General features: G+C 58.5%; 24 protein-coding genes. 13 read left to right on the top strand and 11 right to left on the bottom strand.

Translation table 11 applies throughout. The features are described from left to right. Positions 1-22 precede the first annotated feature (22 nt). The 8 genes from QMG44_RS18505 (at position 23) to hycI (ending at position 7351) form a co-directional block, all read left to right on the top strand. Positions 23-631 carry a 4Fe-4S dicluster domain-containing protein gene (locus QMG44_RS18505; RefSeq protein WP_014171368.1) on the top strand — a complete coding sequence of 203 codons (609 nt, stop codon included), beginning with the start codon at positions 23-25 and terminating at the stop codon, positions 629-631. Beyond that, a complete protein-coding gene (gene hycC / locus QMG44_RS18500; RefSeq protein WP_086532169.1) occupies positions 628-2442 on the top strand; it encodes a formate hydrogenlyase subunit 3 in 1815 nt (604 codons plus the stop codon). The genes QMG44_RS18505 and hycC overlap by 4 nt, the downstream gene beginning before the upstream one ends. Position 2443: 1 nt before the next feature. Next, positions 2444-3367, top strand: a complete 924-nt coding sequence (locus tag QMG44_RS18495; protein ID WP_025203376.1) for a respiratory chain complex I subunit 1 family protein — start codon at positions 2444-2446, stop codon at positions 3365-3367. A gap of 15 nt (positions 3368-3382) precedes the next feature. Further along, on the top strand, positions 3383-5092 hold the full coding sequence (gene hycE / locus QMG44_RS18490) for a formate hydrogenlyase subunit HycE (RefSeq protein WP_020883834.1): 1710 nt from the start codon (positions 3383-3385) through the stop codon (positions 5090-5092). A gap of 94 nt (positions 5093-5186) precedes the next feature. Continuing rightward, positions 5187-5729 carry a formate hydrogenlyase complex iron-sulfur subunit gene (locus tag QMG44_RS18485; RefSeq protein ID WP_086532170.1) on the top strand — a complete coding sequence of 181 codons (543 nt, stop codon included), beginning with the start codon at positions 5187-5189 and terminating at the stop codon, positions 5727-5729. Next, entirely contained in the window at positions 5729-6496 is a 768-nt protein-coding gene (locus QMG44_RS18480; protein WP_086532171.1) for an NADH-quinone oxidoreductase subunit B family protein, read from the top strand. Before QMG44_RS18485 ends, QMG44_RS18480 begins: the two co-directional genes overlap by 1 nt. After that, the gene (locus QMG44_RS18475; protein ID WP_047956020.1) at positions 6493-6903 is read left to right on the top strand and encodes a formate hydrogenlyase maturation HycH family protein; all 411 of its coding nucleotides are present in this window, start codon (positions 6493-6495) and stop codon (positions 6901-6903) included. Before QMG44_RS18480 ends, QMG44_RS18475 begins: the two co-directional genes overlap by 4 nt. Further along, positions 6896-7351 carry a hydrogenase maturation peptidase HycI gene (gene hycI / locus QMG44_RS18470; RefSeq protein WP_014171360.1) on the top strand — a complete coding sequence of 152 codons (456 nt, stop codon included), beginning with the start codon at positions 6896-6898 and terminating at the stop codon, positions 7349-7351. Before QMG44_RS18475 ends, hycI begins: the two co-directional genes overlap by 8 nt. A gap of 81 nt (positions 7352-7432) precedes the next feature. Here the strand turns inward: hycI and QMG44_RS18465 are convergent, their stop codons facing one another. Then, a complete protein-coding gene (locus tag QMG44_RS18465) occupies positions 7433-8857 on the bottom strand; it encodes a 6-phospho-beta-glucosidase (RefSeq protein ID WP_020883838.1) in 1425 nt (474 codons plus the stop codon). Between the two features lie 18 nt (positions 8858-8875). Next, complete coding sequence (gene ascF / locus QMG44_RS18460; protein ID WP_032678844.1) at positions 8876-10327, bottom strand: PTS cellobiose/arbutin/salicin transporter subunit IIBC; 1452 nt, start codon at positions 10325-10327, stop codon at positions 8876-8878. A gap of 214 nt (positions 10328-10541) precedes the next feature. Between ascF and QMG44_RS18455 the strand changes: the two genes are divergently transcribed. The 4 genes from QMG44_RS18455 to QMG44_RS18440 all read left to right on the top strand — a co-directional run bounded on the left by QMG44_RS18455 (position 10542) and on the right by QMG44_RS18440 (position 15488). After that, a complete protein-coding gene (locus QMG44_RS18455) occupies positions 10542-11555 on the top strand; it encodes a LacI family DNA-binding transcriptional regulator (RefSeq protein WP_086532172.1) in 1014 nt (337 codons plus the stop codon). Between the two features lie 134 nt (positions 11556-11689). Continuing rightward, on the top strand, positions 11690-12235 hold the full coding sequence (gene hydN / locus QMG44_RS18450) for an electron transport protein HydN (protein WP_086532913.1): 546 nt from the start codon (positions 11690-11692) through the stop codon (positions 12233-12235). A gap of 6 nt (positions 12236-12241) precedes the next feature. After that, positions 12242-14464: a carbamoyltransferase HypF gene (gene hypF, locus QMG44_RS18445; protein WP_086532173.1), complete on the top strand. Its 2223-nt coding sequence runs from the start codon at positions 12242-12244 to the stop codon at positions 14462-14464. Position 14465: 1 nt separating this feature from the next. After that, the gene (locus tag QMG44_RS18440; protein ID WP_040018923.1) at positions 14466-15488 is read left to right on the top strand and encodes a HoxN/HupN/NixA family nickel/cobalt transporter; all 1023 of its coding nucleotides are present in this window, start codon (positions 14466-14468) and stop codon (positions 15486-15488) included. A gap of 121 nt (positions 15489-15609) precedes the next feature. Here QMG44_RS18440 and norW read toward each other — a convergent pair whose 3' ends face one another. Then, the gene (norW, locus tag QMG44_RS18435; protein WP_086532174.1) at positions 15610-16743 is read right to left on the bottom strand and encodes an NADH:flavorubredoxin reductase NorW; all 1134 of its coding nucleotides are present in this window, start codon (positions 16741-16743) and stop codon (positions 15610-15612) included. Continuing rightward, positions 16740-18179, bottom strand: a complete 1440-nt coding sequence (gene norV / locus QMG44_RS18430; protein ID WP_086532175.1) for an anaerobic nitric oxide reductase flavorubredoxin — start codon at positions 18177-18179, stop codon at positions 16740-16742. Before norV ends, norW begins: the two co-directional genes overlap by 4 nt. 187 nt (positions 18180-18366) lie before the next feature. On the opposite strand from norV, the gene norR reads away from it, so the two are divergent. Beyond that, complete coding sequence (gene norR / locus QMG44_RS18425; protein ID WP_047743812.1) at positions 18367-19881, top strand: nitric oxide reductase transcriptional regulator NorR; 1515 nt, start codon at positions 18367-18369, stop codon at positions 19879-19881. Here the strand turns inward: norR and gutQ are convergent. The 7 genes from gutQ to srlA form a co-directional block, all read right to left on the bottom strand. Beyond that, positions 19878-20843 (bottom strand): arabinose-5-phosphate isomerase GutQ, encoded by a 966-nt coding sequence (gene gutQ / locus QMG44_RS18420; RefSeq protein ID WP_020883846.1) that lies wholly within the window; start codon positions 20841-20843, stop codon positions 19878-19880. The two genes, norR and gutQ, sit on opposite strands and share 4 nt — an antisense overlap. Beyond that, on the bottom strand, positions 20836-21609 hold the full coding sequence (locus tag QMG44_RS18415; RefSeq protein WP_014171348.1) for a DNA-binding transcriptional repressor: 774 nt from the start codon (positions 21607-21609) through the stop codon (positions 20836-20838). The genes gutQ and QMG44_RS18415 overlap by 8 nt, the downstream gene beginning before the upstream one ends. Before the next feature lie 63 nt (positions 21610-21672). After that, positions 21673-22032 carry a transcriptional regulator GutM gene (gene gutM, locus QMG44_RS18410; protein ID WP_047366619.1) on the bottom strand — a complete coding sequence of 120 codons (360 nt, stop codon included), beginning with the start codon at positions 22030-22032 and terminating at the stop codon, positions 21673-21675. Between the two features lie 61 nt (positions 22033-22093). Further along, positions 22094-22873 carry a sorbitol-6-phosphate dehydrogenase gene (gene srlD / locus QMG44_RS18405; RefSeq protein ID WP_063925523.1) on the bottom strand — a complete coding sequence of 260 codons (780 nt, stop codon included), beginning with the start codon at positions 22871-22873 and terminating at the stop codon, positions 22094-22096. 15 nt (positions 22874-22888) lie between these two features. Beyond that, the gene (gene srlB, locus QMG44_RS18400; RefSeq protein WP_086532176.1) at positions 22889-23251 is read right to left on the bottom strand and encodes a PTS glucitol/sorbitol transporter subunit IIA; all 363 of its coding nucleotides are present in this window, start codon (positions 23249-23251) and stop codon (positions 22889-22891) included. A gap of 12 nt (positions 23252-23263) precedes the next feature. Then, the gene (locus QMG44_RS18395) at positions 23264-24223 is read right to left on the bottom strand and encodes a PTS glucitol/sorbitol transporter subunit IIB (RefSeq protein ID WP_014171344.1); all 960 of its coding nucleotides are present in this window, start codon (positions 24221-24223) and stop codon (positions 23264-23266) included. Continuing rightward, on the bottom strand, positions 24220-24783 hold the full coding sequence (srlA, locus tag QMG44_RS18390) for a PTS glucitol/sorbitol transporter subunit IIC (protein ID WP_014171343.1): 564 nt from the start codon (positions 24781-24783) through the stop codon (positions 24220-24222). The genes QMG44_RS18395 and srlA overlap by 4 nt, the downstream gene beginning before the upstream one ends. Positions 24784-24930 lie beyond the last annotated feature (147 nt).

Raw genomic sequence — 24930 nt, 5'->3', positions numbered from 1 at the left:
ACTATCACCAGAGGATGACCCGGTGAACCGTTTTGTAATTGCTGACTCGACGGTCTGTATTGGCTGTCGAACCTGTGAGGCGGCCTGTTCGGAAACGCACCGTCAGCACGGGCTACAGTCCATGCCGCGCCTGCGCGTCATGCGTAATGAGAAAGAGTCTGCGCCGCAGCTCTGCCACCACTGTGAAGATGCCCCCTGCGCGGGAGTCTGTCCTGTTAATGCCATCACCCGTGTCGAGGGGGCGGTGCAGCTGAATGAAAGTCTGTGCGTGAGCTGCAAACTGTGCGGCATTGCCTGCCCGTTCGGCGCGATTGAATTTTCCGGCAGCCGTCCGCTGCATATCCCGGCGAATGCCAACTCCCCGAAAGCGCCGCCAGCGCCACCTGCGCCGGCGAAGGTGAGCACGCTGCTTGACTGGGTTCCCGGCGTGCGTGCCGTTGCGGTCAAATGCGACCTGTGCAGCTTTGATGAACAAGGGCCAGCCTGTGTGCGCACCTGCCCGACGAAGGCGCTGATTCTGGTCAATATTCGCGACATCGTTCGCACCAGTAAACGTAAGCGTGAGCTGACCATTAACAGTGATTTCGGCGATCTTTCTCTGCTTCAGGCGCTGAACGAGGGGGCGAAATGAACGCAGTGATGATGATTACCAGCGCGGTGGCCTATTTTGCCGCCGCCGCTGTGTTGGCCTTGATCTTCTCTTTCCATAAAACCCTGAGCGGCTGGATAGCCGGTATCGGCGGGGCGGTTGGCAGCGTGATGACGCTGGTGGCCGGTGGCCTCGTGTTAACAGGCGGACAATCTGTCGAAGCGGTGATGCCGCTGATACGGCACACCGTTGAAATTACGCCGCTGAATGCCATCTGGCTGGTGACCTTTGGTCTGTGCGGCGTGTTTATCAGCCTGTTTAATATTGACTGGCACCGCCATCAGCACACTCAGCCCAACGGTCTGCTGGTCAATCTGCTGATGGCCGCGGCGGTCTGTACCGTGACTGCCAGCAACCTCGGCGCGCTGGTGGTGATGGCCGAGATCATGGCGCTGTGCGGCGTATTCCTTACGGGCTGTAGCACCTCCGGCAAACTGTGGTTTGCGCTGGGGCGTCTTGGCACGTTGCTGCTGGCACTGGCCTGCTGGCTGGTGTGGCAGCGCTTCGGCACGCTGGACTTCTCCGTCCTTAACGGTCAGTGGCTGGGGAATGATGTCTGGCTCCTTGGCGTGATCGGCTTTGGCCTGCTGGCCGGGATTATCCCGCTGCACGGCTGGGTGCCACAGGCACATGCACATGCCTCCGCGCCTGCCGCAGCGCTCTTCTCGACGGTTGTCATGAAGGTTGGTCTGTTCGGCATTCTGACGATAACGCTCACCGGTGGGCAGCCACCGCTGTGGTGGGGCGTTGTACTGCTGGTCGCCGGGATGATCACCGCCTTCGTCGGCGGCCTGTACGCCCTGATGGAGCACAATATCCAGCGTCTGCTGGCGTACCACACCCTTGAGAACATCGGCATTATCCTGCTGGGTATTGGCGCAGGCGTTACCGGGCTGGCGCTCAATCAACCGGCGCTGATTGCGGCCGGCTTTATCGGCGGCCTGTATCACCTGATCAACCACAGCCTGTTTAAAAGCACCCTGTTCCTCGGGGCAGGTAGCGTCTGGTTCCGCACCGGTCATCGCGATATCGAAAAACTCGGCGGCATCGGCAAAAAAATGCCCGTTATCTCTCTGTGCATGCTGGTGGGGCTGATGGCAATGGCTGCGCTGCCGCCGCTGAACGGCTTTGCCGGCGAGTGGGTTATCTATCAGTCCTTCTTCGCACTCGGTCAGAGCGAGGTGTTTATCGCCCGGTTGCTCGGCCCGCTGCTGGCGGTTGGGCTGGCGATAACCGGTGCGCTGGCGGTGATGTGTATGGCTAAAGTTTACGGCGTGACCTTCCTGGGTGCACCGCGCACGCGTGAGGCCGAAAACGCCTGCTGTGCACCGGCATTGATGGGGGCGAGCGTTGTCGCGCTGGCGCTGTGCTGCATCGCGGGCGGGGTGGCCGCCCCGTGGCTTCTGCCGCTGCTGGGTAACGCCATTCCTCTGCCGCTCACCACGGCGCATACCACGGTGTCCCAGCCGATGATTGCGCTGCTGCTGATTGCCGCGCCGCTGCTGCCGTTCATGCTGATGCTGTTCTTCAGACGCGACCGTCTCTCCTCCCGCGCACGCGGTACCGCCTGGGCTTGCGGTTACGCACACGAGCAATCCATGGTGATCACAGCGCACGGCTTTGCCATGCCGGTCAAAGAGAACTTTGCCGCGGTGCTGAAACTGCGGGACTGGTTTAACCCGGTGGGGTGGGTGCCGGGCTGGCAGAGCGCTGCCGTGCCCGTGCTGTTCCGCCGACTGGCGTTGATCGAGCTGGCGGTACTGGTTGTGATTGTGATTTCACGAGGAGCCTGACATGAGTCTGTTACTGGCAATACTTCAGGCGCTGGTGCTATTTGCCATGGCGCCGTTGCTCTCCGGGGTGAGCCGCGTGGCGCGTGCCCGGATGCATAACCGTCGCGGGCCTGGTGTACTCCAGGAGTACCGTGATTTGTTCAAGCTGATGGGACGTCAGAGCGTTTCCCCGGACGCGGCAGGATGGGTCTTTCGCCTGACACCGTTTGTGCTGGCTGGCGTCATGCTCACCATCGCCACGGCGTTACCGGTCGTCACCGTCGGATCGCCGCTGCCGGTGCTGGGCGATCTCATTACGCTTATCTACCTCTTCGCCATCGCGCGCTTCTTCTTCGCGATTGCCGGCCTCGATACCGGCAGCCCGTTTACCGGGATTGGTGCCAGCCGCGAGGCCATGCTCGGCGTGCTGGTTGAGCCGATCCTGCTGCTCGGCCTGTGGGTCGCCGCGCAGGTCGCGGGGTCAACCCATATCAGCTTTATCACTCATACCGTGTATCACTGGCCCGTGGACCGTTCCCTTCCGTTGCTTTTGGCGCTCTGCGCCTGCGCATTCGCGACGTTTATCGAGATGGGCAAACTGCCATTCGACCTCGCGGAAGCGGAGCAGGAGCTGCAGGAAGGTCCGTTGACTGAGTACAGCGGTTACGGCTTTGCGGTGCTGAAGTGGGGCATCAGCCTCAAACAGCTGGTGGTGCTGCAGATGTTTGTCGGTGTCTTCTTCCCGTGGGGGCAGATGACGCACTTTTCCGCGGCCGGTCTGGTGCTGGCGGTGGTCGTTGCCGTGCTCAAGCTACTTGTCGGCGTGCTGGTGATTGCCCTGTTTGAGAACAGCATGGCGCGTCTGCGTTTTGTGGCGACGTCGCGCATCACCTGGGCCGGTTTTGGTTTTGCATTTTTAGCGTTCGTCTCCTTGCTGGTGGCGTGATTAAAGAGAGTTTTTATGTCTGAAGAAAAGAAAGGTCAGCAGTATCTCGCCGCGTTGCACCAGGCCTTCCCGGGCGTGGTGCTGGAGGAGTCCTGGCAAACCAAAGACCAGATAACGGTGACCGTGAAAGTGAACTACCTGCCGGAAGTGGTGGAGTTTCTCTACTACCAGCAGGGTGGCTGGCTGTCAGTGTTGTTCGGCAACGACGAGCGTCAGCTGTGCGGAAACTATGCGGTTTACTACGTGATGTCGATGGAGCAGGGCGAGAAGTGCTGGCTCACCGTGCGTGTCGAAGTGGATCCCAACAAACCGGAATACCCGTCTGTCACCCCGCGCGTGCCCGCCGCCGTCTGGGGCGAGCGTGAAGTGCGCGATATGTATGGTCTGGTCCCGGTTGGGCTTCCGGATGAGCGCCGTCTGGTGCTGCCGGACGACTGGCCAGACGAACTCTATCCCCTGCGTAAAGACAGCATGGATTACCGTCAGCGTCCGGCCCCGACCACCGACAGCGAGACTTATGCGTTCATCAATGAGCTCGGCAGCAAAAAGAACAACGTGGTGCCGATAGGCCCGCTGCACGTCACGTCTGACGAGCCGGGCCACTTCCGCCTGTTTGTCGACGGCGAGAATATTATTGATGCCGACTACCGCCTGTTCTACGTCCATCGCGGGATGGAAAAGCTGGCGGAAACCCGGATGGGATATAACGAAGTGACGTTCCTCTCTGACCGCGTGTGCGGCATCTGCGGGTTTGCCCACAGTACCGCCTACACCACCTCGGTGGAGAACGGCATGGGGATTGTGGTGCCGGAACGCGCGCAGATGATCCGCGCCATCCTGCTGGAAGTGGAGCGTCTGCACTCGCACCTGCTGAACCTCGGTCTGGCCTGTCACTTTGTCGGTTTTGACTCCGGCTTTATGCAGTTTTTCCGCGTACGTGAAGCCTCCATGAAGATGGCGGAGATCCTGACCGGGGCGCGTAAAACATACGGTCTGAACCTGATCGGCGGGATTCGTCGCGATCTGCTGAAAGATGACATGATCCAGACCCGCCAGCTGGCGCAGCAGATGCGTCGCGACGTTCAGGAGCTGGTGGATATGCTGCTCAGCACGCCGAACATTGAGCAGCGTACCGTCGGTATTGGCCGGCTGGATCCGCAAATCGCCCGCGATTTCAGTAACGTTGGCCCCATGGTTCGCGCCAGCGGCCACGCCCGCGATACCCGCGCCGATCATCCATTCGTCGGCTATGGCCTGCTGCCTATGACCGTGCACAGCGAGCAGGGTTGCGACGTTATTTCGCGTCTGAAGGTGCGTATCAACGAGGTCTTCACCGCGCTGAACATGATCGACTTCGGTCTGGATAATCTGCCGGGCGGTCCGCTGATGGTTGAGGGCTTCACCTACATTCCAAACCGCTTTGCGCTGGGGTTTGCCGAAGCCCCGCGTGGAGACGATATCCACTGGAGCATGACCGGTGACAACCAGAAGCTCTACCGCTGGCGCTGCCGTGCGGCAACCTACGCCAACTGGCCAACCCTGCGCTACATGCTGCGCGGCAATACGGTATCCGATGCGCCGCTGATCATTGGCAGCCTCGATCCGTGCTACTCCTGCACCGACCGCATGACGGTGGTGGATGTGCGCAAGAAGAAAAGCCAGGTGGTGCCGTACAAAGAGCTGGAGCGCTACAGCATCGAGCGTAAGAACTCGCCGCTGAAATAGGGGATTTTGTGCAGGCTGATGCCCTCATCCTGACCCTCTTTCTGATGAGAGAACCGGGGGGCGGAGCACAGGCAGCACATAAGCAGGAGTCAACATGTTTACCTTCATTAAAAAAGTGATCAAAACCGGCACGGTGACCAGCCGCTATCCGCTGGAGCCGATGCCGGTCGATAAAAACTTTCGCGGCAAGCCGGAGCACAACCCGCAACAGTGCATCGGCTGTGCTGCCTGCGTTAACGCCTGCCCGTCAAATGCCCTGACGGTGGAAACCGATCTGAAAACGGGCGAGCTGGCCTGGCAGTTCAACCTCGGGCGCTGCATTTTCTGTGGCCGCTGCGAGGAGGTTTGCCCGACGGTGGCGATCCGTCTTTCGCAGGAGTACGAGCTGGCGGTCTGGAAGAAAGAGGATTTTCTGCAGCAGTCGCGTTTCGCGCTCTGCAACTGCCGTGTCTGCAAACGCGCGTTTGCCGTACAAAAAGAGATCGACTACGCCATCGCGCTGTTGCAGCACAACGGTGATGCCCGCGCGGAGCATCATCGCGAAAGCTTTGAAACCTGCCCGGACTGCAAACGGCAGAAATGCCTGCTGCCGTCGGACCGCATCGATATTACCCGTCATATGAGAGAGGCCAGCTGATGGAAAACCTGATCGGCCCACGCGACGCTAACGGCATTCCGGTGCCGATGACGGTGGAGGAATCCATCGCCAGCATGAAGGCCTCGCTGCTGAAGAACATTAAACGTTCGGCCTATGTGTACCGCGTGGACTGCGGCGGCTGCAACGGCTGTGAGATTGAGATCTTTGCCACGCTGTCGCCCCTGTTCGACGCCGAACGCTTCGGTATTAAAGTGGTGCCTTCACCGCGTCATGCGGACATTTTGCTGTTTACCGGTGCCGTTACCCGTGCCATGAGATCGCCAGCATTGCGTGCCTGGCAGTCCGCACCAGATCCAAAAATTTGTATCTCTTACGGTGCCTGCGGCAACAGTGGCGGCATCTTCCATGACCTGTACTGCGTCTGGGGTGGCACCGATAAAATTGTTCCGGTGGATGTCTACATTCCCGGTTGTCCGCCAACGCCTGCGGCCACGCTGTACGGTTTTGCCATGGCGCTCGGGCTGCTGGAACAGAAAATACATGCCCGTGAACCGGGTGAGCGCGACAACCAGGCTGCCGCAATTCTGCACCCGGATATGGTGCAGCCGCTGCGCGTGAAGGTCGATCGCACAGCGCGCCGGCTCGCGGGGTATCGCTATGGTCGCCAGATTGCCGACGATTATCTGCGTCTGCTGAGCCAGGGCGAGCATCAGGTCACGCGCTGGCTGGAGGCGGAAAACGATCCTCGTCTTAATGAGATCGTCGCGAACCTGAATCAGGTGGTGGAAGAGGCGCGTATCCGATGAGTGAAACGGTGGTGTTCAGTCAGCTGAGCCGTAAGTTTATTGATGAGAACGATGCCACGCCGGATGCGGCGCAGCAGGTGGTCTATTACAGCCTGGCCATTGGGCATCACCTCGGGGTGATAGATTGTCTCGAAACGGCATTAAGCTGCCCGTGGCCTGACTATCTGGCGTGGATCGCCACGCTGGCGGAGGGCAGTACGGCGCGCCGCAAAATGGAGGGTGTGCCGAAGTACGGTGAGATCGTTATCGACGCCAACCACATTGCGATGCTCGCCAGTGCTTTCGACGCCGCGCTGAGCGTGCAAACCCCGCAGCAGCAGGCCTGGAGCAAAATTTTGCTCAGCATGCTGCATGATATTCATCAGGAGAGTGCCATCTACCTGATGGTGAGGAGATTACGTGACTGATGTTTTACTGTGTGTCGGCAACAGCATGATGGGCGACGACGGCGCGGGCCCGCTGCTTGCACAAATGTGTGCCGCGCATCCGCAGGGGGAATGGGTGGTTATTGACGGCGGCAGCGCACCGGAAAACGATGTGGTGGCGATCCGTGAGCTGCACCCGGACAGGCTGCTGATTGTGGATGCAACCGATATGGGACTTAATCCGGGGGAAACCCGCCTGATTGATCCGGATGACATCGCCGAGATGTTTATGATGACCACCCACAATATGCCGCTGAACTATCTGGTCGATCAGATTAAAGACGACGTGGGTGAGGTATTGTTTCTGGGCATTCAGCCGGACATCGTTGGGTTTTATTATCCGATGACGCCGCCGGTGAAAGAGGCCGTCGAAGAGGTTTACTCCCGGCTTGCCGGATGGCGTGGGGACGGCGGTTTTTCCCGACTGTGAGCAGTGCCGGGTGGTGGTAGCTTCCACCCGGCCTGGACACTCCCTCGCCCTGTGGGAGAGGGCGGGGGAGAGAGCAACAGGCTACGCCAGATCCGCGCCGTTACTTGCAATGACCTTCTTATACCACCAGAACGATTTCTTACGCGTTCTATCCAGCGTACCGTTGCCCGCGTCATCGCGGTCAACATAGACAAACCCGTAGCGTTTGCTCATCTCGCCCGTGGATGCGGCCACCAGGTCAATGCAGCCCCAGGTGGTGTAGCCCATCAGCGGCACACCGTCTTCTATGGCATCGCCCATCGCACGAATATGTTCGCGCAGGTAGCTGATACGGTAGTCGTCATTGATCTCACCGTGTTCATCCATGACGTCTTTCGCGCCGAGGCCGTTTTCCACCAGGAACAGCGGCTTCTGATAGCGGTCGTACATCATGTTCATGGTGATGCGCAGCCCCAGTGGGTCGATACCCCAGCCCCATTCGCTGACCTGGATGTGCGGGTTGCGCAGGGATTTCACGATATTCGCCGCATTGGTATTACTGGCGTTCATGTCCGCCGACGCGCAGCGCGAGGCGTAATAGCTGAACGATACAAAATCGACGGTGTTTTTCAGCAGTTCATCGTCGCCAGGGTCTTTGACAATCACCACCCCTTTTTCGCGGAACACGCGGGCAGAATAGGCCGGGTAGCTGCCGCGCGCCTGCACGTCGATAAAGAACAGGTTTTCGCGGTCTTTCTCCAGCGCCATCCACACGTCTTCCGGTTTGCAGGAGTAGGGGTAGAAGTTGCCGCCGGCCAGCATACAGCCGACCTGGTTTTCCGGGTTCACCTCATGGGCGATTTTGGTCGCCAGGGCGCTTGCCACCAGTTCGTGATGCGCGGCCTGATATTTCACCTGATCTTCGTTCTCACCCTCTTCAAACACCAGCCCCGCGCCGGAGAACGGGCTGTGCAGCATGATGTTGATTTCGTTGAAGGTGAGCCAGTACTTCACCAGACCGTTAAATTCTTCGAAACAGGTACGGGCATAGCGGGCGAAGAAATCGACCATCTTGCGGTTGCGCCAGGATCCATACTCCGTGACCAGATGCATCGGTACGTCGAAATGGCACAGGGTGACCAACGGTTCGATGTTGTATTTTTTGCACTCTTCGAACACTGCGCGGTAGAAGGCAATCCCCTCTTTATTGGGCAGTGGCTCATCGCCGTTCGGGTAGAGGCGGCTCCAGGCAATTGAGGTACGAAATACCGTAAAGCCCATCTCCGCCATCAGGGCGATGTCTTCTTTGTAGCGATGGTAAAAATCAATCGCCTCGTGGCTCGGGTAAAACTCGTCGTCACGCAACGTAAAACGTTTTTCCTTACCGACCTTCACCGCCAGACGATTCGCGCCGTGGGGGATCATATCGACCGTCGTCAGTCCTTTGCCGCCTTCACGGTAAGCCCCTTCACTCTGGTTGGCGGCAAGCGCGCCGCCCCATAAAAATCCTTGTGGAAAAACAGACATCTTTACCTCGCTATAAATTTAGACTTGTGCTGCTTTGGCCTGAACCGGAGCGCTCTGCAGGGCGCGTGCTTTCTCAGCGTCGTCTTCGACCGGGATATCTTCAAAACCTAAAATCAGGGTCAGAACAAACGAGAGCACAACCGCCAGCGCCATGACCCCGAATACCCAGACGATGGTCATTGGGTTGGCCGGATCGAAGAACTGTACGCTGGTAAACAGCCCCGGCGCCGCCATTGAGTGGCTGGCAAGACCGGCTATGCCAGCCACTGCCCCGCAGATGAAGCCGCTGATAAGGCTCGCAATCAGCGGGCGTTTCAGGCGTACCGCCACACCATAGAGGGCAGGTTCTGAAATGCCTGCCATGATGGCAGAAGCCGCTGCCGCCAGCGCCGTCTGGCGCAGTTCCGGGTTTTTCGTTTTCCATGCCACCGCCAGCGATGAACCGCCGAGCGACAGGTTGGCTCCGATTTCCGACGGCATAACCATTCCCTCTTTGCCCGTCTCGGCAATGGTCTGAATGATCGTCGGCGTAAATACGCGGTGCATCCCGGTCATCACCAGCAGCGGCCAGAGGGCGCCCATAATGGCCACGGAGAGCCAGCCCAGATAGCCGTGAATAGTGTAGACCAGCGCTGAAATCGCGCTCCCGATCCAGATCCCGAGCGGCCCTATCAGCACAATGGCGAGCGGGGCGGCAATCAGAACGATCAGCATCGGTTTAAGGAAGTTTTTCGTGACCGCCGGCGTAATACGATCAACCCAGCGTTCGATGTACGACAGGCACCAGGTCATCACCAGCGCCGGGATGACCGTGTAGGTGTATTTCACTGCCGTCACCGGAATAAAGGCGAATTCAACGTGCTCGCCCTGTGCGGCTTTCGCCATCAGTTCGATAAAGCCCGGGTGTACCAGCACGCCCGCGATGGCAATCGCCAGCGACATGTTGGTTTTGAATTTCACTGCGGCAGAGGCGGCGACCATCAGCGGCAGGAAGAAGAACGCGCCATCGCCAATCAGCGTCAGAAGGGTGAGCGTCGGTGCCCCTTTTTCCAGCGCGCCGGTCATCTCCAGGATCATTGCCAGCAGTTTGACCATTGAACCGCCGATGATCGCCGGGATCAGCGGTGACATGGTGCCGATCAGCGCATCGAGGATCCCGGCACCGATGCGGCGCAGGGTCATTTTCTGCGGGCCTTCCGGTACGGCAGGCTGCAGGTCGGTGGGCAGCAGGCTTACCACTTCGCGGTAGGCCTGAGACACGGTGTTGCCAATGATCACCTGGCACTGGTTGTCGTTGCGGACCACGCCGAGCACGCCGTTAATGCTTTTCAGGCGCGGGGCATCGGTGAGGCTTTCGTCTTTGAGGACGAAACGCAGTCGCGTCATGCAGTGGGTGACGGCGACGATGTTGTCTCTGCCGCCGAGCGCGCTGACAACGTTATTCGCCAGCGCAGCGTAATTTTTGGCCATCGGATGTAATCCTGTTATCGTTGTGAGAAATGTAGGAAACCGGTTCCACACAATCATCAATAGTTTCTTTGAATGAAACAAGATCACATTTTGTACATTTTTTCATTTCGTGATGATGATCACCTGGAGGGGTAAAAAGCGTGATATCGCCGCTGCGACAATTTTTCTGCAGTGCAGTACACTGCGCCCTGGTAGTTTCAAACGGAAGATTACGATGACCACGATGCTTGAAGTCGCGAAGCGGGCAGGCGTTTCGAAAGCGACGGTTTCCAGGGTATTGTCGGGCAATGGCTACGTCAGCCAGGAGACCAAAGACCGGGTGTTTCAGGCGATTGAAGAGAGCGGCTATCGCCCGAATTTGCTGGCACGAAATCTGGCGACCAAACGTACCCAGACGCTGGGTCTGGTGGTCACCAACACCCTTTATCACGGCGTCTATTTTAGCGAACTGCTCTTTCACGCCGCCCGTATGACGGAAGAGAAAGGGCGGCAGCTGATCCTGGCGGACGGTAAGCACAGTGCGGATGAAGAGCGCGAGGCCATTCAGTATTTGCTCGATATGCGCTGTGACGCGGTGATCATTTACCCGCGTTTCCTGAGCGTGGATGAGATGGACGACATCGTTGAGAAATGCGAACAGCCGATTATGGTCCTCAATCGCCGCTTACGAAAAAACAGCAGTCACAGCGTCTGGTCAGATCATAAAGCCTCCTGCCAGGACGCCGTGTCGCAGCTGATTCAGAAAGGGCACCGGGAGATTGCGTTTATCACCGGTTCGCTGGATTCCCCCACGGGCGTTGAGCGTCTCTCGGGCTACAAAGACGCCCTGGCACAGCACCAGATCCCGCTGCGCCCGTCGCTGATTGCGCAGGGGAAATGGAACCCGGCCAGCGGTGCGGCGGCGGTGTCTGAGCTGCTTTCGCGCGGTGAAACCTTTTCGGCGCTGGTGGCGAGTAATGACGATATGGCGATTGGTGCCATGAAACAGTTGCACGAGTGCGGGATCGCCACCCCGGATGCCGTGTCGGTGATTGGCTTTGACGATGTGGCCATCGCCCCCTACATCGTCCCCTCGCTCTCCAGCGTGCGCATTCCGGTGACGGAGATGATCAAAGAGACCATTAGCCGCCTGATCTTCCTGCTGGATGGCGGTGAGTTTAAGTACCTGCAAACCTTCTCCGGCGAGCTTATCCTGCGTGACTCGGTTATTGAGGGGCCTCACCGCTGATGTCGACAGCTGTCATCGTCAGAAGTGACGATGACAGCCCTGCTGTCATTTTATAAACTGCATAAAATCAACAGGTTAATAATTGGCACGGTTTATGTATATCTCCGCGCAGGACTGTAATGCTGGAGAAGCAGATGAACCGTTTTATTATGGCCGATGCCAGTAAATGCATTGGCTGCCGTACCTGTGAAGTGGCGTGTGTGGTTTCCCATCAGGCGGAGCAGGATTGCGCGTCGCTCACCCCTGATACCTTTTTACCGCGGATCCACGTCATTAAAGGCGTGAATATCTCCACGGCCGCTATTTGTCGCCAGTGTGAGGATGCGCCGTGCGCTAACGTCTGCCCAAACGTGGCCATCAAACGTGAGAAAGGATTCGTGCATGTGATGCAGGAGCGCTGCATCGGCTGCAAAACCTGTGTGGTTGCCTGCCCGTACGGTGCGATGGAAGTCGTGGTGCGTCCGGTTGTGCGCAACAGCGGCTTGGGGCTGAGCGTGCGCGCGGAAAAAGCGGAAGCCAATAAATGCGACCTCTGCTACCACCGTGACGCCGGCCCGGCCTGTATGGAAGCCTGCCCGACGCACGCCCTGGTCTGCGTGGATCGCGACAAGCTTGAGCAGATGAGCGCGGAAAAACGCCGTCGTGCCGCGTTCGACACGTCATCGTCACTGCTGTTTTAAGTCGCGATGGGCGATAACGGCGTACAGTTGCGGGTGCGCGGCAAGGTGCAGGGGGTAGGGTTTCGTCCCTTCGTCTGGCAGCTGGCGCATCAGCTACAGCTGACGGGTGACGTTTGTAATGACGGAGAGGGCGTGCTGGTGCGTCTCGCGGGTAATGGGGGGGCCTTTACCGCGAGGCTGCATCAGGACTGCCCACCGCTGGCACGTATCGATGCTGTCGACAGCCAGCCGTTCACCTGGGCAACGGTGCCGCAGGCGTTCACCATTCGCCATAGCGCGGGCGGAGCGATGGACACCCAGATTGTGCCGGATGCCGCTACCTGCCCGGCGTGCCTGGCTGAAATGCGCGATCCCCGAGCGCGGCGTTATCGCTATCCGTTTATCAACTGTACCCATTGCGGTCCCCGTTTTACCATCATCCGCGCCATGCCCTATGACCGCCCGGCCACGTCAATGGCGGCTTTTCCCCTCTGTGAGCCGTGTGAAACCGAGTACCGCAATCCCGCTGACCGCCGTTTTCACGCGCAGCCGGTAGCCTGTCCGGATTGCGGACCCGAGCTGGAATGGCGCGCGGGCGAGACCGTTGCCACCCGCGAGTCTGCGCTGAGTGCGGCGGTCCACATGCTCAAAAATGGCGGGATTGTCGCCATCAAAGGGCTGGGCGGTTTTCACCTTGCCTGTGACGCATCCAACGCGCAGGCGGTGGCAACCCTGCGGGCGCGCAAACAGCGCCCGATGAAGCCACTGGCGGTCATGATCCCGCAGGCGGAGGGACTGCCGGAATCAGTGCAAACGCTGCTGCGCTCGCCTGCAGCGCCCATCGTGCTCACGCCAAAAGCATGGTGTCCTCCGCTTCCTGACGCGATCGCGCCAGGGCTGGACACCGTTGGACTGATGCTGCCCGCTAACCCGCTACAGCATGTGCTGATGATGGACTGTCAGCGCGCACTGGTGATGACCTCCGGCAACCTCAGCGGGCGTCCGCCGGCCATCACCTGCCAGCAGGCACTGGATGAACTGGGCGACATCGCTGACGGATTCCTGCTGCACAACCGCGACATCCTGCAGCGTATGGATGATTCCGTGGTGGATCAGGACGGTATGATGCTGCGCCGCGCGCGCGGTTTTGTGCCGGATGCCATCACGCTGCCCGCCGGTTTCAGCGCTGTCCCGGCGATGGTGTGCACCGGTGCTGATATGAAAAATACCTTCTGTCTGGTGCGCGGTAACCAGGCGGTACTGAGTCAGCACTTTGGCGATCTGAGTGACGACGGTGTCGAGGCCCAGTGGCGTTCGGCGCTGTCGATGATGCAGCAGATCTATGCGTTTCAGCCGCAGCGCGTGGTATGCGACGCCCATCCGGGCTATCACGCCCGACAGTGGGCGCAAGCCCAGGCTTTGCCGATCGACACCGTGCTTCACCACCACGCTCACGCGGCGGCATGCATGGCAGAAAACGGCTGGCCGCTTGAGGGCGGAGATGTCATTGCCCTGACGCTGGATGGGATCGGCATGGGCGAAAACGGCGCGCTGTGGGGCGGAGAGTGCCTGCGGGTAAACTATCTCGACTGCGAACGTCTGGGCGGTCTGCCTGCGGTTGCGCTGCCGGGCGGGGACAGGGCTGCCATGCAGCCGTGGCGCAATTTACTTGCCCACTGCCTGGCGTTTGTGCCGGACTGGCAGCAGTACCCGGAAACGCGTGACGTTCAGCGGCAAAACTGGCCGCTGCTGGCTACGGCCATTCAGCGCGGTTTAAACGCGCCGCTGGCCTCATCCTGCGGCCGTCTGTTCGACGCGGTGGCCTGCGCGCTCGGCATCACGTCAGAAACCCAGAGCTACGAAGGTGAGGCCGCCTGCCGGCTTGAAGCGCTGGCCGCGCAGTGCCACAACGTTCAACACCCGGTTACGCTTCAGGCCGAAAACCTTACGCGCTTCTGGCAACAGTGGCTGAACTGGCAGGCGGAACCCTGCGAGCGGGCATGGGCGTTTCACGATGCGCTGGCGAAAGGGCTGGCGGAGCTTGTCACCTCCCATGCCCGGCGACTGGGGCTTTCCACCGTATGCTTCAGCGGCGGCGTGTTACATAACCGTCTGCTGCGCGCGCGACTGCGCCATTACCTCTCAGACTTCACGCTGCTTTTTCCTCATCATCTGCCGTCAGGTGACGGCGCTATCTCCTTCGGGCAGGCGGTAGTTGCTGCCGCCCGGTCATGTTCACAAAGGATGTAAAATGTTACGACTCTTACGCAATGAACCCCGCGCGGCGTTTCTGCTGCTGGCTCTGGTAATGGCAAATCTTCTGGCATGGGGCTGGGCATGGCAAACCTTCAGCGGCAGTACGGCGCTGATGGCCGCCAGCCTGCTGGCCTGGTGTTATGGACTCCGTCATGCGGTGGATGCCGACCACATCGCGGCCATTGATACCGTCACGCGTAAGATGATGCAGCAGGGTAAACGCCCTTCCGGCGTGGGGGCATGGTTCTCTCTGGGACACTCCACCATTGTGGTGCTGGCCTCCATTGCCATTGCGGCCACCGCCACGGCGTTTCAGAAGAATATGGCATGGTTTCATGAAACCGGCAGCCTGATTGGCACCGCCGTTTCTGCAACGTTTCTGCTGGCGATGGCGCTGGTCAATCTGGTGATTTTGCGCGGCGTGTGGCGTAATTTTCAGGCGCTGAAGAACGGTCAGGTCACGCGTGACGACATCACGCTTCCGGCATCAGGCGGAGTCATGAACTGGCTGTTTGGCGCAACGTTCCGCCTGGTGAACAAGAGCTGGCAAATGTACCTGGTCGGTTTCCTGTTTGGTCTGGGGTTTGATACCGCGACGGAAATCGGTGTGCTTGGGATTTCAGCCGCCAGCGCGTCAAACGGGATGTCAGTCTGGTCCATCATGATCTTCCCGGCGCTGTTTGCCAGCGGTATGGCGCTGGTCGATACCCTCGACAATCTGCTGATGGTCGGCGCTTACGGCTGGGCGTTTAACAAGCCGCAGCGCAAGCTTTACTACAACATGACCATCACAGGCACCTCCGTGGTGGTGGCGCTGTTTATCGGCGGGCTGGAAGCTCTGGGTCTGTTGATGGATAAATTTGCCCTCAGCGGAGGCCTCTGGGATCGCATTGGCGCAGTTAATGACAACCTCGGTAACGCCGGGTTCGTGGTGGTCGGGCTGTTCGTTGCCTGCTGGCTGATTTCCATGATCAACTATCGCTGGCGCGGCTACGATGCGCTTGTCGTGCGTTCCTGACGCGGCGTCTGAACATCATTGTCGTTATCTGGCTAAACGACGTTGAAAAAAAAGCCCCGGGACATCGGGGCTGTGGACCATAAAATCCAAAGGTTACGTTAGCGTGGCAGGCGAATCAGCGTTAAGCGGGTAATGATTTCAGCAGAGCGAAAGCCTCTTTCATCCGGTCTTCGCTCACCACAAAGGCGCGCATCTGTCCTTCGCTGTCGCACCCACGAGCCACCATTCCCTGAGGTTCAATGGTGAGTTGCCAGTGCAGGTCCGGACGCTCGGTTTCGCCTGCCAGGTGTAGCGGGAGCGCTGGCGTTTTTACTTTTACCAGCATGGCGGGTAATTTCAGTGGCGCACTGCCGCCAGACAGGTTTTTCGCGAGGTACATGGCGCTCAGTTGAATGGGCTGCAGGAAGGGCAGGACCTGTCCGTTAATTTCAGCGCAGTCACCCAGGGCGTAAATATCGGGCTGCGTGGTTTGCAGGTAGCTGTCTACCTTCACGCCACGACCTGTTTCCGCGCCGGCACGATGCGCCAGCGCCGTTTCCGGACGCAGGCCCGTGGCGGCAACCACCGCATCCACCTCAACGCTGCGGCTGCGGTCGAGCGTTGCATGAATCCCACTCCCGGTTTTCTTCAGGCTTTGCAACTGGGATTTCAGCAGCAGATGTACGCCCATATCGGTCAGACGATGCTGTAAGCGACTACTTACTTCTGCGGGCATCAGCGCCGACAAAATGCTTGCCGCATGGTCGACCAGGGTGACGGATTTACCCGCCCGGCTAAAATCCATCGCCAGCTCTGTGCCAATCAACCCTGCGCCGACAATCATCACCCGCTTCGCGTCACGCAGCAGGGTTTCACTGGCCTGATATGCCTGCTGGCTGTTGAGGGTGATCATCAGTTCCCGGCCTTCCACCGGCGGGACAAAAGCAGACGCCCCTGTCGCCAGCACCAGTTTGTCGTATTGCCAGGTTTTGTCTTTTGCTTTCACCACATGGGCGGCGGCATCGATATCGGTTATCCAGGTGTGCGGAAATAACCGCAGACTAAACTGTTCCGCGAACGCCCCCGCGGTCTGGCGGGTGAGGTCTTCGGCTCGCTGATTCTGGCTGATAACGTGGCTTAAATCAGGCTTGTTGTACTCGTCCATGCTGTCGGCGGCAATGAGCGTCAACGGCACGCTGGCATCTTGTTTGCGAATGTTTTTCACCAGCTGGCGGGCGGCAAAGCCCGAGCCGATGATAACGATGCCGTGGTTCATTGTGCCTCCGTCGCCAGTTCGTCAAAGACCTCTTTTCCCAGGGAACATTCCGGGCAGAGGAAATTGTCCGGCACGTCGCACCAGGGTGTACCGGGGGCAACATCCTGCAGCGGCTCGCCCTGTGCCGGGTCGTAAACCCACTGGCAGACACTGCACTGCATGCGAGGGCCAACGTCAGCGACCGCTGCGGCGCAGGCTTGTTGCGGCGCGGGGTTTTTGGCGTTCATGTCGGGGAGCGGCGCGAGCGCCCACTGACGCGCAATGTCACGGCCATGCTGGCGGCACAATTCAAGCGCGTCGATGTCCGGGCGCCATTTCGCCTTCAGGCTCATGGACATCTCAAAACCGGCATCCTGCAAACGCGTGGAGAGCCGGTCTACTGCGCCGCCGCTCCAGCCGTGGGAGCCAAATGCACTGGCCCGTTTATTACGAAAGCGCAGGCCGGTCATCTCTTCCACAAGGCCCGCAATTTTCGGCATCATCACGTTGTTCATCGTGGAGGTGCCCACCAGCACGCCCTTGGAGCGGAAGACGTTGGTCAGGATCTCGTTTTTATCGCTACGCGCCACGTTGAAGATTTTCACCGCCACGTTCGGATCGACTTCGTTAATACCCTGCGCAATGGCGTCCGCCATCATGCGGGTGTTATTAGACATGGTGTCGTAGAAAAGCGTGATACGGTCTTCCTGATAATCCGCGGCCCATTTGAGGTACAGCTCCACGATCTGGGTGGGGTTTTCGCGCCACACCACGCCGTGAGAGGTGGCTATCATATCCACGGGCAGGTTAAAGCCGAGGATTTCGGTGATTTTTGGCGTCACCAGACGGCTGAACGGCGTCAGGATATTGGCGTAGTAGCGCTGACACTGTTCGAATAGCTCAGTTTGATCCACTTCGTCGTTAAACAGGCGCTCGTCACAATAGTGCTGGCCGAAGGCATCGTTGCTGAACAGCACCGCATCGCCGGTCATGTAGGTCATCATACTGTCGGGCCAGTGCAGCATCGGGGTTTCAACGAAGATCAGCTGTTTGCCGTTGCCGATATCCAGCGTGTCGCCGGTTTTGACGGTGTGGAAATTCCACTCCGGGTGGTGGTGATGGCCGTTAATCGAGTCGATGGCGTTGGTGGTGCAGTAAATCGGGGTGTCGGGAATGCAGGACATTAACTCGGTCAGCGCCCCGGCATGATCCTCTTCCGCATGGTTAATGATGATGTAGTCGATATCAGCAAGATCGATTTCACTGCGCAGATTTTGCACGAACTCCCGGCTGAATTTGTGATCGACGGTATCGATGAGCACGTTTTTGCCTTCACGGATGAGATAGCTGTTGTAGCTGCTGCCGCGCAGCGTTTTGTACTCCGTTCCGTGGAAGTCACGCACTTCCCAGTCACGTTGACCAACCCAATGAATGTTATTTTTAACCAGAATAGACATAGCAACCTCAATTAATACGGCGTTTTTCAAATAAGATGTCTAGCCTTTATCAAGTTGCGTGCCAGTTTTTCATGTTGCTGTTTTTTATGGTTTTTTAATTTTATCATCCGTAATGGGTAGTCAATATGACTATCTGATTTATGGTCATTGTGACAATATGAATGGTCAAAATGACAGTGAGGCGCAGATGAGCTTTTCCGTGGACGTACTGGCAAAAATTGCCATTGAACTGCAAACCGGTATCGGTCATCAGGACCGTTTTCAGCGGCTGATTTCGACGCTGCGCCAGGTGCTGGCGTGCGATGCGTCGGCGCTGCTGCGCTACGACGCCCGGCAGTTTATTCCGCTGGCTATCGACGGGCTGGCGCAGGACGTTCTTGGGAGACGCTTCTCCCTGGAAGGCCATCCGCGTCTTGAAACCATCGCCCGGGCCGGTGACGTGGTGCGCTTTCCGGCGGACAGTGATTTGCCCGACCCTTACGACGGGCTGATCCCGGGGCAGGAGAGCCTGAAAGTCCATGCCTGTATCGGTCTGCCGCTGTTTGCCGGACAAAACCTGATTGGGGCATTAACCCTCGACGGCCTGTCGCCGGATCAGTTCGACACCTTTAGCGATGAAGAGCTGCGGCTGATTGCCGCGCTGGCCGCCGGTGCGCTGAATAACGCGCTGCTGATCGAACAGCTGGAGAGCCAGAACATCCTTCCCGGCAGCCCGTCGGCGTTTGAACCGGTGGCACACACGGAGATGATTGGGCTGTCACCGGGGATGGTGCAGCTAAAAAAAGAGATCGATATCGTGGCGGCCTCGGATTTAAACGTGCTGATTTTCGGGGAAACCGGCACCGGTAAAGAGCTGGTGGCGAAGGGCATCCACGAAGCCTCGCCGCGCGCGGTCAACCCGCTGGTGTACCTCAACTGCGCCGCGCTGCCGGAAAGCGTGGCTGAAAGTGAGCTGTTTGGTCACGTCAAAGGGGCGTTTACCGGGGCGATCAGCAACCGCAGCGGCAAATTCGAAATGGCGGATAACGGCACGTTGTTCCTCGATGAAATTGGCGAACTGTCGCTGTCGCTTCAGGCCAAACTGCTGCGCGTCCTGCAGTACGGTGATATTCAGCGCGTCGGCGACGATCGCAGCCTGAGAGTCAACGTGCGTGTGCTGGCGGCAACCAACCGTGACCTGCGCGAAGAGGTGTTGGCCGGGAATTTCCGCGCTGACCTGTACCATCGTCTGAGCGTGTTTCCGCTTACCGTGCCGCCGCTACGCGAGCGCGGTGACGATGTGGTGCTGCTTGCGGGGTTTTTCTGCGAGCAATGTCGGTTACGAATGGGCCTTTCCCGCGTGGTATTAAGCCCCGGCGCGCGAGCCCATCTGATGCGCTACGGCTGGCCGGGTAACGTACGCGAACTGGAACATGCGATTCACCGCGCCGTGGTGCTGGCGCGGGCGACACGTTCGGGAGATGAGGTGGTGATCCACGCGCGGCATTTCGCATTGCACGATGACACCGCTTCGTTCGTTACGCCTGCCGCGCCGGAAATGGCCCATGAGAACCTGCGGGAAGCAACAGAAGCATTTCAGCGTCAGGCTATCGCCCGCGCGCTGGAGCAGAATAACCGCAGCTGGGCGGCGTGTGCGCGGGCGCTGGAAATGGACGTCGCCAACCTGCACCGGCTGGCGAAACGTCTGGGACTCAAAGGTTAAATAATCCCGGCCTGGTAGAAATCCTGCAGGTTGATGGCGCCGCACAGCTTGCCGTGCTCATCCACCACCGGCGCGGCGGTGATTTTGCGTTTCATCAGCACCTCTTTGGCTTCGATGGCGCGGCTCTCGGCGTTCAGGGTCAACCCGCCCCGGGTCATCGCTTCCGAAACCTGGGATTCCAGCTTGCCGCCGCCCACCAGCCAGCGGCGCAGGTCGCCGTCGGTAAACACGCCTTTAACGCTACCGGTTTCATCGCACACCGCTACCAGACCCAGCCCGGTGCGGCTCAGTTCCAGCATCGCATCCATTACGCTGGTGTTGAGTTTGACCTGCGGAATGGCCTCGTCGGTCCGCATCAGATGATGAACTTTATTGAGCAGTCGCGCTCCGAGCGCACCCGCCGGGTGCGAGCGGGCAAAATCTTCTTCGTTAAAGCCGCGTGCCTGCATTACCGCCATTGCCAGCGCGTCGCCCATCATCAGCGTATTCACGGTGCTGGAGGTGGGGGCGAGGTGCATCGGGCAGGCTTCGCGCTCAACGGAGATATCAAGCGTGGCCTTGGCCGCCAGTGCCAGCGGTGAGCGGGATTTACCGGTCATCGCCAGCAGCGCGACCGATTTTTCCTGCAGACGCGGGATGATGAGATCCAGCTCTTTGGCCGAGCCGGAGTAGGAGATAAACAGCATCACGTCGCGGCTTTCAATCATCCCCAGATCGCCGTGCAGCGCTTCGGCCGGATGCACGAAGAACGCCGGTGTGCCGGTGCTGGCAAGCGTAGCAGCAATCTTTTTGCCGATATGACCGGACTTGCCGATCCCGGAGACCACCACTTTACCTTCGCACTGGATAATGGTGTTTGCCGCGCGCACAAAATCCTCGCCCAGACGTTCCGGCAGGCGGCTGGCTTCCTGCAGCTCCAGCATCAGGGTCTGGCGGCCTGCGTTTAACAGAAAATCACTCATCTCTCTCTCCGGTTACAATCACGTCGATCCCTTTCTCTTCCAGCGCTTTTTTGAACGCCGGGTCGATACCTGCGTCGGTAATGAGCTTATCGACGCTTTCAAGGCTGCAGACAATGTTGGGACTTTTACGGCCAAACTTCGACGAGTCTGCCATCAAAATCACTTCGCGCGCGGCGTTGCACATCGCTTTGCTGACGCTGAACACCTCGTTAAAGGTCGTCACGCCGGCGTTCAAATCGATACCGTCCGTGCCCATAAAGAGTTTATCAAAGCTGAAGTGTTCAAAGGCGTTTTCCGCCAGTTGACCGTGAAACGACGCAGATTTTTTACGGAACGTCCCGCCGGGCATCAGAATGGTTTGCTCGCTGTCGAACTCCGACAGGGCGTTGACGATGTGCAGACTGTTGGTCATCACCGTGATGTTGTTAAAGCGGCTGAGCATCGGGATCATCTGCAGCACGGTGCTGCCTGCATCAAGGATAATGGAGTCGCCATCATGGATAAATTTTACGGCGGCCTCGGCAATCAGCGCTTTCTGGTGAGTATTGATCAGCGTTTTGTGATCGATAGGCGGGTCGGCTTCATCTTTGTTGAGCATCACGCCGCCGTAGGTTCGGATGACTGCACCAGAGTTTTCGAGCAATACCAGATCCTTTCGTATTGTCGTGCCGGTGGTGTCAAAGTAGTGGGCCAGTTCTTCTACCGAGCATTTTCCCTGCTTTTGCAGATGCTCCAGAATGGCCGCCTGACGCTGACGTGGTTTCATAGGCGCTCAATTCCTTAGGTTGCGAAATGATAATTTCGCAAGCTTATCGCGTTCACAACGAAATTATCCATGTTTCAGATTAAGCGCTAATGATAGAGCATTCTGACAGAGCGAATCATGGGGAAAGATCACATCGGGTTGTAATTCCTGCAGCGATATCCCGTTAATCGCCTGGATTTTCGCCGGGCGGGCAAAAACGGTCATCCCGCGCATGATGAGGGAATCGCAGACCGTATTGTGTTCGTCCAGCGCAATGGCAACCACCACGCGCGGTTTGAAACGCCCGCCGGAACGCCCGACGCCCACGCGCCCTTTCTGACACAGGGCATCAAACGCGCGGTTAAACTGGCGGATTTGCCAGCCGCCAAAGATCAGCTGGCACATCCAGGCGATGGCGGCAACGGTAATGAGTGCGGTAACCATACGAGCTCCTTGTTGTTCCCTCTCCCGAAGGAGAGGGGGATACGGGCATCAGCGTGTTCGATCAGAACATCACCTGCCCGCCGGTGACATTAATGGACTGCCCGGTGCAGTAAGAGGCTTGGGGGCTGGCATAAAACAGCAGCATGTTCAGCACGTCCTGATAATCGCAGCCGCGCTTCAGCGGCACTTTGTCGATGTAATACTGCTCCACTTCCTCCTCTTTCAGCCCGAGCTTGGTGGCATATTGCGGCAGCAGGGACTGGAACATCGGCGATTTCAGCAGGTTGCCCAGCATCAGCGAGTGAACGGTAATGCCATATTCGGCCAGATCGAGGGCCAGAGATTGCGTCAGCCCTACGCCGCCAAATTTCGCCGCGCTGTAACCGGAGTTGTGTTTGCTGCCCACTTTGCCCGATTTCGAGTTGATCTGGATGATGCGCCCCTGAATGCCATCGCGGATCATCAGACGGGAAAACTCGCGTGCGCAGAGGAAATAGCCCACCAGGTTAACCTGCAGGGAGCGGTCGAAGTCCCCCAGTTCGAAATCGCTGATAAAGGCCGCTTTGGCTATCCCTGCGCTGTATACCAGCAGGTCGGTACGGCCAAAAATCTCGTCCACGCCGCGGGCCAGCGCCATCACGCTCTGCTCGCTGGTGGCATCAGCACCAAATCCGTAGGCCATCCCTTCACCCAATTCGGTGTTGATGGTGTCCGCCACGCGTGCGGCTTTTTCACTCTGAATATCCACTACCGCCACGCGGTAACCCTCTGCAGCAAGCCCACGGCAGAGGAACTCGCCTAAGGTTTGTCCCCCACCAATGACAACGGCAACCTGACTCATATCTTTCTCCTTAAATTACGCAACAAACTTCAACGTGCAGCCTGGGGTGACAGCCTGCGGAACCGGGCCATCCACATGAACCGTACCGGGATATTCCGCCTGCGGCTGGCCATCAAAACGCAAAGTGATATGGCCGAGCTCCCGCAGGTTTTGTCCGGCCACGTCGCCGACGGCGGTCACGGCGTAGCGCGAGTCGCCCAACTCCAGCTGGCTCCCGGCCTTCAGCTCGCCGTTCATCTCGCCGTGACAGTGGATAAAGCAAAACTCTTCGATATCCGCGGGCGCACCTTCGCGGAAGGTAATCAGCATCTTGTCGCTGAGCGCATCGGCCGCGCTCTGGCCAATGCGGGTGATGGTGGTCTGGTAAATTACGGTCATCACAGGAACCTCTTATTGGTAAATAAAGCCGGAGACAAACCAGGCAATCAGCACCGTCGGTGCGCCGGTCAGGAAACGGCTGACCAGTACAGACGGCACGCCAACGCGCACGGTGTCCTGGCGCGCTTCTGCCAGCGACAGCCCGACAGGAATGAAATCACACGCTGCCTGGGCGTTAATGGCAAACAGGGCGGGCAGAGCCAGATGCGGGGGAATGTTGCCAAGGCCAATCTGCACGCCAATCAGCACGCCGATAACCTGCGCAATGACCGCGCCTGGGCCGAGAAACGGCGACAGCAGCGGGAAGGAGCAGATCAGCGCCAGCGTCACCAGCCCGAGCGGGTGGCTCGCCAGCGGGGCGAGGCCATGGGCAATCCAGTCGCCAAGACCCGAGGCCATGATGATGCCGATCAGCGCCGAAACGAATGCCATAAACGGCAGAATGGTTTTCAGCACCGTGTCGATGGTGTCGCGCCCGGACTGGAACAGCACGGCCACGGCAGAGCCCATCCCCATTCCGACTTTTGCCAGCAGGCCGTCACTCTGTTCGGTGATTTTTTTACTCGTGTCGTAATCACGCGGGGCCGCTTTCTGAGGGGCAGCAGACCCCTGTGCCAGGTGAATGTTTTCCTCCTTCACGCCTGAGACATAAATGTCCTCCAGGATGTACTGCGCCAGCGGACCTGATTTACCGGTGGAATGGATATTCACGGTAGGAATACGCCGCTTGGGGTAGATGCCGCAGCGCAGCGTGCCGCCGCAGTCAATCACCGCCACGCCAATTTCCGCTTCAGGCGGTTCGCCCTCTTTGAAGCCGTCGACCGCTTCCCAGCCGGTCAGCTCACGCAGTTTGTCGACAATGGCCGGACGTGTGCCTGCGGTGATATAGACGATTTTTTTGCCTTCAGTGGCGTCGAATTCCAGTGGGCCGCCCCAGCCGCCCGTTCCTTTTTCAATGCGAATACGGCTCATGCTGCGGCTCCTGAAAGATGGACTTTCTGTTCAAGCTGGATACCCATTTTCTTCTCGAAAATGGCGGTGGTGAGGTCCGTGACCCAGCCGCGGAAAAAGTTGGTGACCAGACCGACCAGCAGATAACTCACCGCCAGCGGACCGAGCGGCAGGCCAAGCGTGGTCAGGCCGCTGGCAATGCCCAGATAGACAAACAGCTCGCCGGGGTTGATATGCGGGAACAGGCCATTCATGGAGTGGCAGCTGTAGGAGGCTGCGGCGTAATAGCTGGGTTTGTACTTTTCAGGCATAAAGCGGCCGAGGCTCAGCGTCATCGGGTTGCAAAAAACAAACGTACCGATGAAGGGCAGAACCAGGTAACGGGACAGCGGATTGCCGGCGCAGCGCTGGGCAAAACGTTCAATGCGTTGCTGGCCGATAAAGTTAATCAGCGCGTTCATGATGACCAGCAGGCTAATCAGCAGGGGCAGGATCCCGGTCACCATGCCGGTGAACACTTCTCCGCCTTTCTGAAACAGCCCGATGAACCACTCGGCGCCGTGGGTGATGGTTTCTATCATTCTTCTCTCCTGTGGGGCTTTTTTGTTTTTGTATAACCGAGGCTAATAATAATCACTTTGAAAGGTTTTAAAGTGTTAATTAGATCTCACAATGAAAGAAAAATGGATTATTTTGAAAGTTAATTGCCGGCGGGAGTCTTGGGTGGA

The sequence above is a fragment of the Enterobacter sp. 200527-13 genome, from assembly GCF_027924865.1.
GTDB lineage: Bacteria > Pseudomonadota > Gammaproteobacteria > Enterobacterales > Enterobacteriaceae > Enterobacter > Enterobacter ludwigii.
The sequence above is the reverse complement of the archived record's forward strand: the minus strand, read 5'-3'. Positions and strand labels throughout refer to the sequence as shown.